Origin of the sequence: Anoxybacillus sp. B2M1 (genome assembly GCF_001634265.1) — a bacterium.
GTDB classification, from domain to species: domain Bacteria; phylum Bacillota; class Bacilli; order Bacillales; family Anoxybacillaceae; genus Anoxybacteroides; species Anoxybacteroides rupiense.
Map to the genome: position 1 here is coordinate 1,620,164 of NZ_CP015435.1, position 16,786 is coordinate 1,636,949.

General features: G+C 42.1%; 15 protein-coding genes and 1 pseudogene. 1 reads left to right on the forward strand and 15 read right to left on the reverse strand.

Translation table 11 applies throughout. The annotated features are described in order from the left end of the window. Positions 1–149: 149 nt before the first annotated feature. The gene (gene fumC / locus GFC28_RS07780) at positions 150–1,538 is read right to left on the reverse strand and encodes a class II fumarate hydratase (RefSeq protein WP_044741677.1); all 1,389 of its coding nucleotides are present in this window, start codon (positions 1,536–1,538) and stop codon (positions 150–152) included. A 152-nt stretch (positions 1,539–1,690) separates the two neighbouring features. Here fumC and GFC28_RS07785 point away from each other — a divergent pair. Then, positions 1,691–2,199: pseudogene (locus GFC28_RS07785) on the forward strand (alpha/beta hydrolase); the annotation flags it as partial. A gap of 70 nt (positions 2,200–2,269) precedes the next feature. On the opposite strand, the gene GFC28_RS07790 reads toward GFC28_RS07785, so the two are convergent. The 14 genes from GFC28_RS07790 to srlA form a co-directional block, all read right to left on the reverse strand. Continuing rightward, complete coding sequence (locus GFC28_RS07790) at positions 2,270–3,130, reverse strand: fructosamine kinase family protein (RefSeq protein ID WP_369815560.1); 861 nt, start codon at positions 3,128–3,130, stop codon at positions 2,270–2,272. Between the two features lie 28 nt (positions 3,131–3,158). Continuing rightward, the gene (locus GFC28_RS07795) at positions 3,159–3,704 is read right to left on the reverse strand and encodes a hypothetical protein (RefSeq protein WP_044741675.1); all 546 of its coding nucleotides are present in this window, start codon (positions 3,702–3,704) and stop codon (positions 3,159–3,161) included. A 725-nt stretch (positions 3,705–4,429) separates the two neighbouring features. Then, positions 4,430–5,761, reverse strand: coding sequence for a PTS galactitol transporter subunit IIC (locus GFC28_RS07805; protein ID WP_044741674.1), 1,332 nt, complete (start codon positions 5,759–5,761; stop codon positions 4,430–4,432). Between the two features lie 21 nt (positions 5,762–5,782). After that, positions 5,783–6,058: a PTS sugar transporter subunit IIB gene (locus GFC28_RS07810; RefSeq protein WP_044741673.1), complete on the reverse strand. Its 276-nt coding sequence runs from the start codon at positions 6,056–6,058 to the stop codon at positions 5,783–5,785. Positions 6,059–6,094: 36 nt separating this feature from the next. Next, positions 6,095–6,562 (reverse strand): PTS sugar transporter subunit IIA, encoded by a 468-nt coding sequence (locus GFC28_RS07815; protein WP_044741672.1) that lies wholly within the window; start codon positions 6,560–6,562, stop codon positions 6,095–6,097. A 952-nt stretch (positions 6,563–7,514) separates the two neighbouring features. Next, complete coding sequence (locus GFC28_RS07825) at positions 7,515–8,462, reverse strand: sugar-binding transcriptional regulator (RefSeq protein ID WP_044741671.1); 948 nt, start codon at positions 8,460–8,462, stop codon at positions 7,515–7,517. A gap of 302 nt (positions 8,463–8,764) precedes the next feature. Then, positions 8,765–10,147 (reverse strand): dihydrolipoyl dehydrogenase, encoded by a 1,383-nt coding sequence (lpdA, locus tag GFC28_RS07830; protein WP_044741670.1) that lies wholly within the window; start codon positions 10,145–10,147, stop codon positions 8,765–8,767. A 14-nt stretch (positions 10,148–10,161) separates the two neighbouring features. Beyond that, positions 10,162–11,499: a dihydrolipoamide acetyltransferase family protein gene (locus tag GFC28_RS07835; RefSeq protein ID WP_044741669.1), complete on the reverse strand. Its 1,338-nt coding sequence runs from the start codon at positions 11,497–11,499 to the stop codon at positions 10,162–10,164. 17 nt (positions 11,500–11,516) lie between these two features. After that, on the reverse strand, positions 11,517–12,500 hold the full coding sequence (locus GFC28_RS07840; RefSeq protein ID WP_044741668.1) for an alpha-ketoacid dehydrogenase subunit beta: 984 nt from the start codon (positions 12,498–12,500) through the stop codon (positions 11,517–11,519). 15 nt (positions 12,501–12,515) lie between these two features. Then, positions 12,516–13,496, reverse strand: a complete 981-nt coding sequence (gene pdhA / locus GFC28_RS07845) for a pyruvate dehydrogenase (acetyl-transferring) E1 component subunit alpha (protein WP_044741667.1) — start codon at positions 13,494–13,496, stop codon at positions 12,516–12,518. 298 nt (positions 13,497–13,794) lie between these two features. Next, positions 13,795–14,724 carry a sugar-binding transcriptional regulator gene (locus tag GFC28_RS07850; RefSeq protein WP_231883425.1) on the reverse strand — a complete coding sequence of 310 codons (930 nt, stop codon included), beginning with the start codon at positions 14,722–14,724 and terminating at the stop codon, positions 13,795–13,797. A 62-nt stretch (positions 14,725–14,786) separates the two neighbouring features. Beyond that, on the reverse strand, positions 14,787–15,146 hold the full coding sequence (locus GFC28_RS07855; RefSeq protein WP_044741666.1) for a PTS glucitol/sorbitol transporter subunit IIA: 360 nt from the start codon (positions 15,144–15,146) through the stop codon (positions 14,787–14,789). A 20-nt stretch (positions 15,147–15,166) separates the two neighbouring features. Beyond that, positions 15,167–16,198, reverse strand: coding sequence for a PTS glucitol/sorbitol transporter subunit IIB (gene srlE / locus GFC28_RS07860; RefSeq protein WP_044741665.1), 1,032 nt, complete (start codon positions 16,196–16,198; stop codon positions 15,167–15,169). 50 nt (positions 16,199–16,248) lie between these two features. After that, positions 16,249–16,776: a PTS glucitol/sorbitol transporter subunit IIC gene (gene srlA, locus GFC28_RS07865; protein ID WP_044741664.1), complete on the reverse strand. Its 528-nt coding sequence runs from the start codon at positions 16,774–16,776 to the stop codon at positions 16,249–16,251. Positions 16,777–16,786 lie beyond the last annotated feature (10 nt).

The following is a 16,786-nucleotide window of genomic DNA, read 5'->3' on the forward strand; positions in this document are numbered from 1 at the left end:
TGGAAAATAAAAGCAATAAGTTGATTGAGTTTTTTAGCTTGCTCATGGCCTAAAAAGACCATGAGCGAGCTTTCATAAGTTAAATTGGCGCGAACGCGATAAAATAAGTGAGGCTTGGACTTTTAAGACGTTAGAAAGCTACTTTTTGATCACGCTTTTGGATGAATCATCTCTTCAGGACGAACATATTGATCGAATTGTTCTTCCGTTAGCACTCCTAATTCAATGGCCGCTTGTTTAAGGGACAAGTTATGTTTATGAGCATGTTTGGCAATTTTCGCCGCATTTTCATAGCCAATGTGAGGATTCAAGGCTGTTACTAACATTAAAGACTGATTCAAGTATTCTTGTATCACTTTTTCGTTTGGTTTAATGCCAACGGCGCAATTCGTATTAAAGGAATCCATCGCATCGGCTAACAGACGGACGGATTGCAAGAAATTATAAGCAATGACCGGTTTAAAAACATTTAATTCAAAATTCCCTTGACTTGCGGCAAAACCAATCGCCGCATCATTTCCCATCACTTGAACCGCTACCATGGTGAGTGCTTCACTTTGTGTAGGGTTTACTTTTCCAGGCATGATCGAGCTGCCCGGTTCGTTTTCAGGGATGGTAATTTCCCCGATTCCGCAACGAGGGCCGCTTGCCAACCAACGAACGTCATTTGCGATTTTCATTAAATCGGCAGCTAAAGCTTTTAAAGCACCGTGGGCATAGGTGATTTCATCATGGCTTGTTAAAGCATGGAACTTATTGATTGACGAAGTGAACGTTTCTTTTGTATAAGCCGAAATCTCTTCGGCAACCATCTCGCCAAACTTTGGATGAGCATTAATTCCTGTTCCTACAGCCGTTCCCCCAACCGCCAAGGCTTTCATCTTTTCAGTAGATTCCATAATCATCTCTTTGGAACGCTGCAGCATATATGCCCAGCCGCTAATTTCTTGCCCGAGTGTAAGCGGGGTGGCATCTTGGAGATGAGTACGACCGATTTTTACAATATGTTGAAACTCTTTTTCTTTCGCAACGAACGTTGTATGTAAGCGCTCTAATGCCGGAAGCAAAGTGTCTTTGATCGCAAGGACACTCGCAATATGCATGGCTGTCGGAAAGGTATCGTTTGAGCTTTGGCTCATGTTGACATGGTCATTCGGATGAATCTTTTCATCCATTCCTTGTTCTTTTAACCAGGCATTTCCGCGATTCGCTACCACTTCATTCACGTTCATATTCGACTGCGTTCCACTACCGGTTTGCCAAACGACAAGCGGAAAATGGTCATTTAATTTCCCAGCTAAAATTTCATCGCAAGCAAAAACGATCGCCTCTTTTCTAGGTTTGCTTAGTTTTCCTAGTTTTTCATTAACGATGGCGGCACTTCTCTTTAGCACGGCGAAAGCGCGAATTAATTCGATTGGCATTTTTTCTGTTCCAATTTTAAAATTATTCTTACTTCTTTGTGTTTGGGCTCCCCACCATTTATCCGCTGGAACTTTCACTTCACCCATTGTGTCTCTTTCTATCCGATATTCCATCGATCGAATTCCTCCCATATATTGATGATTTCTATGTTTACTATAAAGGAAATGAGCCTCTGGTTTCAAATGATTAAGATGTAGCTTACAAAACAATTTGACAAATAGGGAATAATCCGTCAATATTACTCTGAATTTGAGATATTTTAATTAACGAACAAGCTCTCCTGCCATTAGCTGAGCATATCGATCCACAAGCGAACATACTCAGTGTTCGAGGAAATGTTTTAGAAAACGGAATGCCGCGATTTTTTAAGCGCTTGGCGGAAGGAGTTTTTGATGAGGCCGATTTGATTAAGCGGACGAAAGAACGAAACGACTTTTTAGATGAAGCAGAGGCAAACTATCAATTGAACCGCGGAAATATCGTGGCATTTGGATATTCCAACGGAGCTAATATAGCAGGAAGTTTATTGTTTCATTTTAAAGGGACTTTAAAAGGGGTCTTGCTGCATCATCCAATGATGCCAAGAAGAGGAAACAAACTTCCTGATTTAACCGGTACGTCCGTATTTATTGCCGCGGGTGTGAATAATCCGCTCTGCCTCCGGTCAGAAACGGAGGAACTAGAAGGCAAAGTCCAAGGTAACCATTCATTGGATGAACACCGGCCCATCAGCTTACATGGCAAGAAGTCCGGCAGGCTGCTGAATGGGTATAAACATACGGTTAAGCAATAAATAAGAAAGGTAGAATGAAATCGTTGACGAAATGTTGTTAGGTGAACACGGTTAAACATAACGGTTAACGATTCTTTCTACCGCATTTACATAGCTTTTTCCAAACAAATTGAGATGAACAAGCAGATAAAATAATTGATAAAGTTCTTTACGATCTTCATAATCTTTGGATAAAGGATTTACTTCTTGATAAGCATGATAAAAGCCGGCTGGAAACCCGCCAAATAATTCGGTAAAGGCGAGCTCAAATTCATCATGTCCATAAAAAACAGAAGGATCGATGAGATACGGTTCGCCATTTTCCCCCGCCATCCAATTTCCGCTCCATAAATCTCCATGAAGCAAAGAGGCTTTTGGTTTTTCTGGTATCCATTGCTCTAACTCTTGCATCAGCTTATTTAACTTTTTGAAAATGGAAAGGGGTAACAATCCCTTTTCTTCAGCAAGACGAATTTGAGGTTGCAGCCTGCATGTTCGATAATAATCGATCCATGAATCCAACCATTGATTCGGTTGCGGCAGCTTTCCAATGTAACCATTGTTCGCAAAACCAAATTTTTCTCCTGTATGGTTGTGCATGAGGGCGAGCAGATTTCCAAGTTTTTCGGCGGCTTGTTCAGTTTTCTTCCCGGATATCCATTCTAAAATTAAACAGCCAATTTCGCCATCTTCATAAACATGAAACACGTTTGGAACAGAAATCGTCTTCGTTAAACGAATCGTATCTAATCCGCTTTTTTCAGAATGGAAAAAGCGTGGAGGCGGCGCTGCTTGAATTTTTATGAAATAGGAGCCGGAAGCTGTCCGAATGTAAAAAGATTCATTGATATCGCCGCCATAAACTTGTTTCCATGTAACGATTTCGCTTGTATCGAAATACGTTTGGATGGCTTTGGATAACATAGAATGCATATGGACCATATCCTTTGCTATTCACGATTTATCCTTCTTCAGGCTTTTTTCTTGGAAAGATAAAATAGGAGATCGAGATGAGAAAATCGACGATGAGCACAATTGTCCAAACTTTTGCAATTTGAACGAGGGCAGCCGTTCGTTCGATATCGTCAATCAACCAATCAATTATTCCTATCATACCACAACCGATCATATAAGATAAAACATGCCGAATCCAGCCTTTAAAATAATGCTTTGCATAGTCGAGACCGTAACGCTTCACTGGTTTTGGCCCTGTTTTTGCCACGTAATATTGAAATCGCTCATCCGCCCAGCGTACCATGCTTTTCCCGAAAGCGATCGAAACGCCAATGTATACGGCAGCCAAACCGTGGGCAATGGTGGCTGTTGCTCCACGATATAAATCAAAACTCGTAGCGATAAGTAAAACGAGATCGACGATAGGTGACATCGCTAATAGATAGATTCCTAGCTTTTGTTGCTTAAAAACATATCTTGCAAATAGGCCAGCAATAATGAATACCCAAAATCCGATTTCACAGGCAATAATGAACCATGCGATCCAATTCATCTGTTTCTCCTTTTTAATACAATCGTACTAAAAAAGTACAGATTAAGCAAATGGTTTGAAGACCATGACAGGAAGCCTTCTCCATTTTCATAAAAAAACGTTTGGAACACATGAACCAACAAATGTCCGAAGAACGCGATAAAAAACGAGATCGACTGCTCCATCAACATACATTCGGAATCAATAGCCTTTTTGATGAAGAAGAAAAGGTGATCTCTAGAAGAGAAAATGAGCGCTTACATGCAGAACATCTATTTATTGCAGCTTCCTCACCTTCACCCCGTTAAGAGGCGGGAGAGTTCTCGGCAGATGAGGCTACAATCATTTGAAAAGAAACCAATATTAAATTGAGAGAGTGGATTACAGAGGGTTTACTGATAAAAGGCATAAAAAAATAACTTCCCCCCAAGAATGTTGCTCACTGTCACTTTTGAAATGGGGTACAGAAAGTTTTTCCACCCCACATCATCCGTTCAGCACATATGTCTTTCAATCCATTGTCCGTCTGCTTATAGGTTCCTTCGCTATCCATTCATTTGTTATCATATGTAACTGCTTTTTGATAAGCTGTTGCAAAACGTTCTATGCTGATTGTTTTTTAATTAAGCAACAACACAGAAACCGCCAAGACATTCCGCAAAAAAACTTCAACTTCGAAACTGAATCGTTTGGAAGTTGAAGCTGCATGTTTTCGTTTGCTGTAAGAAGCAAAGGATGAACCCCATTTATGATTCGTTTGTTTTATTGGGCCTTTTATTGATGTAATAAGCGGTTGCTAGAGCAATTAATGCAATGATAATCAAGCCAATGTACCCTAACTTTGCCCCGAATAAGAAGATCGCAGTCGTTGGAACCGCCCCGTCAACAAGCGAGGATATGGAGTTCGTTCCTTCTGGGAAAGAAAAACCTACATTTTTGGCTGCTTGTGTGAAAAGAGGGGAAATATAGGTTGCTAGCAATAAACCAAACCCTAATGCAATCGTGCTTGCTACCACGGTTCGAATAACATTTCCCCGGAAAATCGGAACCATCATACTGACAATGAATGGGATCGTTGCCAAGTCACCGAATGGCAATACTTTGTTGCCAGGTACAATAATGGCTAGTAATAAGACAATCGGCACCATGATCAAAGATGAGGCGATTGCTGCTGGATGTCCTACTGCCAAAGCACTGTCCATCCCTATGAATACTTCGCGGCCAGGAAATTTTGATTTTACAAATTCGCTGGCAGATTCTGAAACGGGCGCAAGTCCCTCCATTAAAATGGAGACCATCCGCGGTAAAAGAAGCATAACAGCTGCAGTCGATACTCCTAAATTCAACACTTCTTTTGCATTCCATCCTGCTAAAATACCGATAATAAGACCTAATATCAGCCCTAATACTGTCGATTCACCTAAAATTCCTAATCTTTTTTGAATCGATTCAGGATCAGCTTTTAAATTTTTAAACCCGGGAATCATGTTGAAGAGCTTTTCTAAAGGCCAAGCAAACAAAATATACGGTGTAGACGTTCCATGGGGAAAAGAAATGTTTGGATAGCCATAAAATTTCTCTACATGTTTTTGTGACATATCAGCAAGGACTAAGAGGACAATGGCATGTACAGAGGCGGTTACAATTCCCATCGCAAAGCTGTCGGTCATAATGCTGACGAGCGCACCTGTGAAGGCAATATGCCATAAATTCCACAAATCAATATTCAGCGTTTTTGTCAAGCCTACAATGAGTAAAATGAAATTGACAATTAATCCGATAGGGATTGCCAAGGCACCTACAGTTGATCCGAAGGCAATGGCCGAAGTAGCTGGCCAACCCACGTCAATAATACTTAAATCAATCCCTAGCCTTTCAACCATATCTTTTGCGGCAGGTCCTAAATTATCCACGAGCAAGCCGATAATTAAATTCACACCGATAAAACCAATTCCGACGGTTAAACCTGCCCGAAAGGCACGCCCCGGTTTCATTTTTAAAACAAGACCGAATAAAAAAATGATGACAGGCAATACGACTGTAGGGCCTAAATCAACAATCTTTTGGATGAAATCCATATACTCCCATCCCCTCATTGATTATTTTAATGCTTCTAATATATCGTTAAATACCTTTTCCTTTCCTATTCCTGTTAGTAAAGGAACGGCATTAACAACCTTTGTTTTAATGCTTGGCGGAACAACGGTTGTCGATATGATGACATCATAATCATTTCCGGTTGATAAAATATCCGAAACTTTTGATTGATAAAGCTGAACATCGATTTGTTTTTCTGCAAAAAATTCCTTTAGCTTATTGATCACCATTGTTGATGTTGCAACTCCAGTTCCACAAATGACAAGCACCTTTTTCATTTTTATTCCTCCCTTAATCATCAATATTTTCTATTTTCAAAATATTTCAGTTTCTAAATAGGCAGCGATTTCTTTCTCGTTTTTCATGTCTTTTAAAACAAGCAATTTTTCTTCTTTTTGAAAAAATTCCATTAAACGTTGCAGGAGTTCGATTTGTTTTTTGCCATCGTTCATCGCAAGCATCAAAATAATAGATACATGTACTTTATCATCAGGACTTCCCATTACAGAGAACTCTACAGGTTTCTTTAAGATGGCAACTCCTATGCCCGTTCGAGCAACATGGTAAGCATCTGTGTGCGGAATGGCAACACCGATTGAAACTAATGGCAATCCAGTCGGAAATTCGGCTTCCCTTTCTAAAACAGCATGCTTAAAGGTATCCTTAACAAAACCTTGTTTATATAAAGCATCCGAGAGTTGAGAAAGAATGTCATGTTGATCATACGCTTCGACATTTAACAACACACAATTTTCGTGAATGATTTTTTCAATCGAATTCATGAACCTTCCCCCTAGTTAGGTTGAAACACAATCGCGCAAAAAATGATAATTCTGACTTTTTACATTTGTTCTATTTAGTTAATTTTGTTTTAATTATATTTGTAATCGCTTTCTCGTGTCAATACATAAAACCAAATTCACGGTTGAAATGTAAAAAAAACGATAGATTCGTATGTTGGTTGCATCTGTTACATCGAACAGCTTTTTGCTGATATCAATAGGACTCGCTTGTTTCGCTTCGCTATCATAAATTTCATAAGGGCAATAGCTCTTTTCCTCACGACAGAATGCCAGTCTGATCGCCAAATTTTTGATGCCTTTTGAATAGAAATAGGCGATCGCTCTTGAACATGGAGATGACAACTCTTTTTAAGCAAGCTGCTACGTACGATCGTTTTCCATAATACACCATAATCACCTAAAAGCTTTGTCGTAAAGCCGAAACACTAATGGAAAGGCTTGTTTCATCATATGAACCATGAGCCAACAGGTAGATGTCTCAGACGAACGAATGAACCATATGCGAGCAATGGAAGCCGCCTCCTTCGATCATGAGATCAAGCGTATCAGCGCTCAAGAAGGTCTTTATTTAGGCTTGACCATTGAGACAACGGAACATCCCCTATTGCCTTTTCCTACAGAAGAATGGTTTCATCCCACAGATTTTGGCTCATTGTCGCCCAATGCTTCGGATAAAAACTGAGCGGATGAAGCCCCCGTTAGCGTTCCAGCCATTCCTTCATCGATGATACGGTTGTGATCCCTCATCATCCATGTTGAGTAATAGAGTCTCGGTCCTTCTATCTGTAAAAACTTGGTGAATCATTAGTAAGCTGAAGCCTGATACATGAACCTCCTCAATCGTTTGGTCAAATCTCTACTTTATGAAGGTTTTTTTGTAAATGTATATTAATGAATGGACCCAAGTAAAAATCGTTTTCCATGAAATTTTTCACCAATTTTCAACAATCGCTGCAGCAGTCTGCTCATCAATAATTAAAACATTGATGAAGCCTCCGTTCAGTGCTCCTTTTATACTTTCAAGTTTATGAATTCCTTCAACAACCGCTATCACTCGGTTCACCTTTTTTAATTCGCTTAAGGAAACGCCAATCACTTTATTGGTGAATGAATTGATAATGACATTACCAGATTCATCAAAAAATCGAAATCCGATATCACCCACGACACCCAGCTTACGCAAATAGTGCAGATCATCATCCTTCAAGTAACCTAGCTTACGCAAGGTGGAGGATTTATGCGGATTGCCGATTCCAATGATGGCAACATCGATATTCCGACCTTCTTCAAGCACAGCTTCGATATCTGGCATGGATAACAATCTTTCCCTTAATTCTTCTGTCTCAACAATGGCTGGAGCATATAAATAAAGACAGGTACAGCTCATTTTTTTAGCCAATTCGTGGGCAAGCTGGTTCGCATGAATTTCAACGAATTTTCTTCCCATCCCTCCTTCAAGCGGAATAATTTTTAACTCTTCTTTGCGAATATACGGAAATTCTTTCACTAGTTCTGCAAGCGTCGTTCCCCACGAAATCCCTAACCTTTTCACCGACTTTAAATTTTTAGAGAGATAATAAGCGCCCGCACGCGCTACAGCCCGCTTCACCATATCAGGTGTCAATCCTACTGTCGGTACGACAACCGCATCCTTCAATCCGTAATGCTTCTCCAATTTTTGCTCCAATTCAACGGTATGGGCACTTTCATCTTTAATAAATATTTCTACGATTCCTACTTCTTTCGCACGCTGCAGCATTTTGGAAATAATCGGTCTTGACACTCCTATTTTTTTCGCGATTTGTTCTTGCGTCCACCCTTCCATATAATACAATGTAGCCACTTTAACAAGCTGCCTTCTTTCTTCCCACTCTAACATTTCCTCACCTCTTCTTTTTTCATACCATTTCAGGTGTGTTGATGACCCATAAAAAACCCGTTGACATTGCTTGATTCCTAGCTCAATCATTCCACATTTTTCATAAAATAATGGATTATCAACACTTGCGATGTCATTTGATCTATCTGATTACTTACATAATTCTATAATAAACATATCATCAGATGAATAAAAAGCTTTTATATTCCATTTACTTTTTTAAAAGCAAAAAAATAAGAGCTTATTTACATTTTGTTCGATTCATAGAACAATTGTAAATAATCCCTTTTTACACCACACTATTATTTTTTACTTTTATCTATAATGTTTTTTGCGATGTCAAAAAACGATTCAGAAATCGTTGGATGCGGGTGAATCATACGGGCCATTTCTTCGACCGTGCCTTCTAGAAATATGAAAGAAGACGCTTCGGAAATCATTTCCGTTACGTGAGGGCCGACCATAGTGACGCCGATGATTTCTCCATATTTCATGTCATAGACGATTTTGACAAATCCTGATGTGTCGCCGGAAATCAACGCTTTCCCATTTCCGGCAAGATCGAATGTTTCCGTCTTCACCGCAAGCCCTTTCCGTTTCGCCTCTTCTTCCGTCCATCCGACGCTGGCCACTTCCGGAAGCGTAAAAATGCATCTAGGAACCACTTTTTCATCCATTTTCCGCTCGTATCCTGCTGCGTTCGAAGCAGCAACGATCCCTTCCATATAGGCTGCATGCGCCAGCTGGTATCCCCCTATGACATCGCCGACAGCATAAATGTTGGAAGCGCTCGTTTCCATTTTTTCATTTACTTGAATAAAAGGTCCGTTTTGCTCCAGTTTTAACCCCTGAACCGCAGATAAATTAGGCTTCCTGCCAACGCTTACTAAAAGCGCCTCTCCTTCGACCAACACGGATTCGCCTTTTTCATTGAGACATTCCGTCATGATTTTGTCTCCATTTTTTTGCACACGTGTCACTTTCGCATTTGTTAACATTCGTACTCCTTTTTTTTGCAGCGATTGAGCAAGCGCTTTGGAGGCGTCCGCATCTTCGGTCGGGATCATCCGTCCAGCCATTTCAATAATGGTCACTCGTGTTTTAAAACGAGAAAAAACCGTCGCCAGCTCCACGCCAATCACGCCGCCGCCAATAATGGTGAGGGAGCTTGGGATGTTGTCGATTTCAAAAATGGTATCGCTTGTATAAAAAGAAACATCGTTTAGCCCGGCGATCGGAGGAATGGAGGGAGATGAGCCAGTCGCCACAATGATTTTATCCGCTTGAACACGTTCCTCTTTTTGATCTGCAATCAATTGAACCGTATTTCCTTCTTCTAAAAAGCCTTCTGCCTGATATACGTCAATTTTTCCTTGCCTTAACAAAAGCGCAATCCCTTGGCGGAGACGGGAGATGACGTCATCTTTCCGCTTTTTCATCTTGTCTAAGGAAATCGTGAGGTTGCCCGTTTGAATGCCCCATTCTTTGGACAACTCAATGGATTCTATAATTTCAGCGTTTTTCAACCATGTTTTAGAAGGAATGCAGCCTCTATTTAAACAGGTGCCGCCTAAAAACTCCTTTTCCACTAGCATGACTTTTTTTCCAAGACGAGCAGCATGACGAGCCGCCATATAGCCTCCCGGACCGCCGCCGATGACCGCGATATCATACGATTGTGCCAAATGGAACCTCCTCCTTATAAAATCATTTCATACGGGTTTTCGAGAATGCGTTTGACTTCAGCTAAAAATTCCGCCGCGGGCGCGCCATCGATGACACGATGATCAAAAGACAAGCTGACGGTCATGATTGGGCGGATGGCGATTTCCCCATTGACAACCACAGGTTTTTCTTGGGTTCTGCCTACGCCTAAAATCGCGATTTCCGGCTGATTAATAATCGGGGTGAATGCATCAATCGGATACATGCCTAAATTGCTAATCGTAAAAGTAGAGCCTTTCAGCTCATCGGGCCGGAGTTTTTGTTCCCTCGCGCGCTTGCTTAAATCTTTTGCTTCCGCGCAAATGGCCGCCAGCCCTTTCTGTTCCACTTGTTTAATGACCGGCACTATTAAACCGTCTTTGACCGCAACGGCTACTCCAACATTGACATTCTTTTTATAAATGATTTCATCATGCTCCAAATGGACGTTTACTTCAGGGAAGCGTGATAAAGCCGTACCAACCGCTTTGATGAGAATGTCCGTATACGTTAAACGAAATCCTGTTTGTGTTTCGACAGTCGGAAGGAGGGCTATTCTCATTTCGATCGCTTTTGTCATATCCACATCGCTGGTTAATGTAACGTGGGGAGCGGTAAAGGCGCTTTGTACCATGCGGTCGGCCACCACTTTCCGCAATCCAGATAGCTTCTTCCGGACTTCATGCTGCTCCTGCTTTTGTCCTGACGCTTGAGCTGGAATAGCATGGATCACATCCCGGCTCATCACCTTGCCGCCTGCTCCTGATCCTTGAAGCGTCTTCCAATCGATATTCTCACGTTCGGCCATTTTTCTTGCCAGCGGCGATGCTTTTGGCTGTTCCTTTTCCGTTTCTAAATATTGCTGCACATCTTTCAGGTGGATGCGGCCTTTGGGACCGCTTCCCGAAATCGTTGGCAAATCGACTCCCGCTTCTTTGGCTAAGCGTCTGGCGGCAGGTGTGGCTCGTACCTTTCCATTCTCATTGCTTTTCCCTTCGACAGCGTCCTCGCTTATTGCAGACGGTTCCGTCTTTTGACCAGATGGTTCGGTTGCTCCTTCTGATAAAATCGGCGGCTCTTCAGGAACAGCCTCCCCTCGTTCGCCGATATAACCAATCACTTGATTGACCGGGACTTGATCATCGGCTTGGAAATATTTTTTCAACAGGATTCCTCTGTCATAGGCCTCCACTTCGATATTGATTTTATCGGTCATAATTTCAAAGAGCGGTTCGCCGATATCAACAGGTTCACCTTCTTCTTTCAACCATTGAAGGAGTGTGCCGACTTCCATCGTACTGCTCAGCTTCGGCATAAAAATTTCTTTGGCCATCGGTTCTTCCCCCCTTTTTATTTAAATTGGACCGTTTCTTTTACGGCTTTGATAATATCTGGTACTTGCGGGACAGCCGCTTTTTCTAAATTCGGGTTATAAGGAATCGGAACAGGCAGCCCGCCAAGCCGTTTAATAGGGGCGTCGAGATAATCGAAAGCCTCGCTCTCTGCAATGATGCTTGCGATTTCACCGCCATATCCTCCACGTTTGACCGCTTCGTGGACAACGACCACTCGTCCTGTCTTTTTCACCGATTCGACGATCGTCTCTTCATCAAGCGGGACAAGTGTTCTCGGATCGACAATTTCGACGTCAATCCCTTCCTTTTCAAGCTCTTTTGCCGCTTCTAATGCCTTATGCACCATCATCGCTGTGGCAACAATGGTTACGTCCTTTCCTTCCCGTTTCATGTCTGCTTTTCCTAATGGAATGGAGTATGGTTCTTCTGGAACGTGGCTTTTCATTTTGTAAAGGAGCTTATGTTCGTAGAAAATCACGGGATTATCATCATCAATCGCCGCCTTCAACAATCCTTTGGCATCATAAGCGGTTGACGGCTGTACGACCTTTAGCCCGGGAATATGAGCCATCCATGCTTCTAGGCTTTGGGAATGTTGGGCAGCTGCGCCTGTACCTGATCCAGCAGGAGTTCTTACCACCATCGGAACCTTCCCTTTTCCTCCGTACATGTATCGGAGTTTGGCCGCTTGGTTCACAAGCTGATCCATCGCGATCGTGATAAAATCGGAAAATTGCAGCTCCAAAATCGGCCGCATCCCTGTCAACGCTGATCCGACGGCCGCACCGGCAATAGCTGCTTCCGAAATCGGCGTATTTCTCACACGTTCCGGTCCAAATTCTTCAATCATTCCTCGCGTAACACCAAATGCGCCGCCGTAAACCCCGATATCCTCTCCTAATAAATAAACATCTTGATTTTTTCTCATTTCCTGACTCATCGCTTCGCGAACGGCTTCTAAATACGTGATCTCTCGCATCGCTTTTCTCCCCCTTTACGCATAAACGTCTTCCAACAATGTATCGAGCGACGGTTCTGGACTTTTTTCGGCAAACGCGACAGCGTCTTCAATTTCCCGGAACGCTTCTTCGCGCAGCTGTTCGGCCTTTTCTTCTGTTAATACTCCTTTTTCCATCAAGTACTCTTTGAATCTTTTGATCGGATCTTTTTTTCTCCATTCTTGTTCTTCTTCGCGAGTGCGATATTTTTTGGCGTCGCTTTTGGAGTGGCCCTTCCATCGATAGGTTTTGGCTTCAATCAGTACAGGCCCCTTTCCTGATCTGGCATATTCAACCGCTTCATAAACGGCATTCATCACTTCCAGCATGTCATTTCCGTCGATGACCTTGCCGGGAATGCCGTAAGCCTGTGCCCGATCGGCGATATGTTCAATATTGAACATATCTTTGACAGACCCGCTCATTCCATATTGATTGTTCTCGCATATGAACACAACGGGAAGATCCCAAATGGAAGCAAGGTTTAGGGATTCATGGAAGCTTCCTTCATTGGCTGCACCATCTCCGAAAAAGCACAAGACAACATAGCCTTCGTTTTTCATCCTGGAAGTTAATGCCGCGCCGACGGCCAACGGGATGCCGCCGCCGACAATTCCGTTTGCGCCAAGGTTTCCTTTTTCCACGTCGGCAATGTGCATAGAGCCGCCTTTTCCTTTACAGTATCCGGTCACTTTGCCAAACAGTTCGGCCATCATTTTATCGACGGATGCCCCTTTCGCAATGCAATGACCGTGGCCTCGATGCGTGCTCGTAATTTTATCTTTCTCTTGCAAAACCGCAATGGATCCAGCTGCCGTCGCTTCTTGTCCGACGCAAAGGTGTGTCGTTCCATGAATCATCCCCTTAGCAAAAAATTGGTCCACCTTCTCATCAAAATATCGAATGAGCCACATTTGTTTATACAATTCAACTAATTTTTCATCTGTTATAAATGCTGGAAGTGCATGATTGCTCATTTTTACACTCTCCCTTTACATTTGTTCTTTATATTTACTTTTGTAATAAATATAAAGTTTTTTCTGAAAATAGTCAAGGAATATCTACGTGAGTTTTACTAGAAATTTCAAAATAGAAAACGTATTTGAGCTTGTTTTTTCGCGCTGAAAAAATCAGGAGATCTGTTATCATATTTCGTGCAAAAAAAAAAAGCGGCTGTCATGTTTGCAGTTACGACAGCACAGCTACTGAGCAAAGATGAAAAGCATATAAAACTGATGTGTTGGACACCCTCGTGTTTTACACAGAGGATACGTTTTAGGACCCGAGCATTTCTGCTGTTTTTTCATCTGTGATCAGCACATTGATTAATTTCCCATTTAAAACGGCTTTAATGGCTTCGACTTTTTCCACCCCCGCTGCTACTCCGATCACAAACGGGATTTTTTTTAATTTTTTAATGTCGAAAGAAATAATTTTATCATTCCAGCTATTCGAAGGAGCATTTCCATTTTCATCGATAAATTTATAGCAAATATCACCGACCGCATCGAGTTCATTAAAATATTGCCGATACTTTTTGCCAATCTCTGATCTCGTAATGGTGGAGTGTTTAGGTGAACCGCCGATTCCCACAAGGATGATATCCGCTTTTTCAGCAAGTTCAAAAACACTTTGTATCGATGATTGGGACATAAACAATTCCTTATCTTTTTTACTGTCGGCTATTACCGGAGCATGAAGGAATTTATAATGGGCTTTTAATTTTTCGGCAAACATAGAAACAAGAACATTGGCATGGATATCTACCCGTTCATCTCCCATGCCTCCTACGATCGGAACAAAGGTGGTAGAGGCATAAGGGAGCTTGGCTGACAGCTGCTTTGCTACGGAGAGCAAGGTGGTGCCAGAAGAAACTCCGACAATTTGCCCATTTTTCAAGATCCTTAATAAATAACGGCTTGCATATGTTCCAATACTGTCTAAATCTGTGCCATTTCCCAGGTTAGGAACGCAAATGACCTCCCGAAGCCCATACTTTTTCTCAATCCTTGCTTCTATATTCATAAAAGGATGGTGTGAGCCGTCATGAATTTTTATTTCCACAATTCCTGCTTCTCTCGCCTTTGATAAATATTTTGAGATTAATGATCGACTTACACCGAACACTTTGGCGATTTCTGATTGGGTCGCTCCTTCCAAGTAATACATATGGGATATTTTCACAAGCAGCCTTCTATCTTCCAACAGTCCCCCTTCTTTCTATCAAAAATTAGACTGTATTTTGTTATAATCAACGAAAGAATTGGTTATTTCTCAAAGCGAATTTCTTTCCCGACTTCGAGCGATGGGAAGGCGAAAGGCTCAACAAAAACCGCTCCAGGAAGCACATGTTCATTCGGCTCGGAGAAATAGATAGAAATATGGCCCAGTTCTTTTAAATTTTTGTTTGCTGCTGATCCGACCGCCGTGATGGAATATTCTTGATCGTTCCAAATGATTTTCCCGCCTTCAATTAGAGGCTCATCTGGCACTTCACCGGCAAATTCGTGAATAACCGATATCTCTCTTAGCTCTGGAGGAGCGTGAAGTCCAAAGAGAATTAATAGGTTTTCTTCTTTAAATGATGAGACGAGTGCACCGATTTCACGAATAATGGTTTTTGACATCTTTTATCCTCCTTGAATGATTAATACATGCCAATGCTTGCGGCATATGCGATTAAAACGGCAAGAACTCCCGTGATTAAGCGGCTGTACAAGACCGCTGGCACGCCGTATTGAATCGTTTCCGGCTTTGCTTCGCCAAGAGACAGACCGACAGGGACAAAATCCGCACCCACCTGGCCATTAATAGCGAATAGAGCCGGCAAAGCAAACTGCGGCGGAATATGGCCTGCTGCAATTTGGCTTCCAATTAACACCCCAACGACTTGCGCAATCACCGCTCCGGGACCTAATACCGGCGACAGAATCGGAATGGTACATACGATAACAATGATGATCAATCCCCATAAAGAACTGGCGAGAGGAGAAAGAGTATTGGCAATCACATCACCGATTCCCGTATAATTGATGATGCCGATTAACATACTGACAAAAGCCATAAATGGAATAATATTTTTAATCAGCATATCAACAGAATCGCGGCCCGCCTGATAAAAAGTGCCGGTTACTTTTCCTATTCCCCTTGAAAACCTCATAAATAGATTTTCATTATGCTCACGGGATTCTTTTTTCACTTGTTCATATTGAGAGCGAAAGGCTTCCTTATCCTTCACATCGAATGCCGGTCTTTCTTCCAAGTTTTCTGCTCCCAAAGCATCCGCCTGAACCGCTTGTTCTTCTGCTTCATCCGCTCGATAAATGTCCTTCACGGTAACGCCTGATACAAAAATATCTTCTGTAATGTGTTTCGCTAACGGACCAGAAGGAGAAGACGGAAGAATATCAACGGTCGGGATTCTTTTCATTGGATACAGGCCGATTCTCGCTGTTCCGCCGCAATCAATCACCACGCACATCATTTCATCTTCTGGAACGGAATGTTTAAAGCCGTCTATCGCTTCCGTGCCAGTTAACTCTGCTATTCTCGCTGCTACAGGATGGATGCCGCCGCCCGTAATCGATACAACTTTTTGTTTTTTTCCTTGCGGCTCAATGCGCAAGCCTTTTCCCCAGCCGCCTGAACCTTTGGCAACAAAAACAGCTTGTTTTGACATCATTTCTCCTCCTCTTAAACATTTGAATTCGCTTTCATCTTTGCCCTATGTTAAGATTTTGCTTCCATTCTGCGCGCCAAGAATTTGGTAATATATTCGGTAATGATTCCCCGCAATAAAATGACAACAATCCCTACGAGAAAATAGCGGACAGCAAGTTCTGACATCGAATAGCCGGCCTCTTTGATCCCATTGGCAATTCCTAAATAGACAAATAGCTCGCCTGCGTTCGCATATGGGAATAGCGCTGTTACCGGATGAACGAATGATACGGCAGAATCATAAAACGCCGGTTTTTGTTTTTCTGGCAAAAATCGTCCGAACGTATAACACATCGGGTTTGTTAATAGCAATACGGACAATATCGGCATGACCGTATATCTTAACAGCATATACTTTGAGGCAAATTGGATCGCTCGATTGACCCGCTCTTCCCCAATAAATTTAATAACGGCATAAGTGAATGTAAGTAAAACAATTAAAGTCGGGATAATTCCTGTAAACATTCCCATAAACGTTTCTCCGCCGGCCTGAAACATTCCGATAAAATGTTCACCAATCCATTTTAACCATTCCATCTTTCACTTC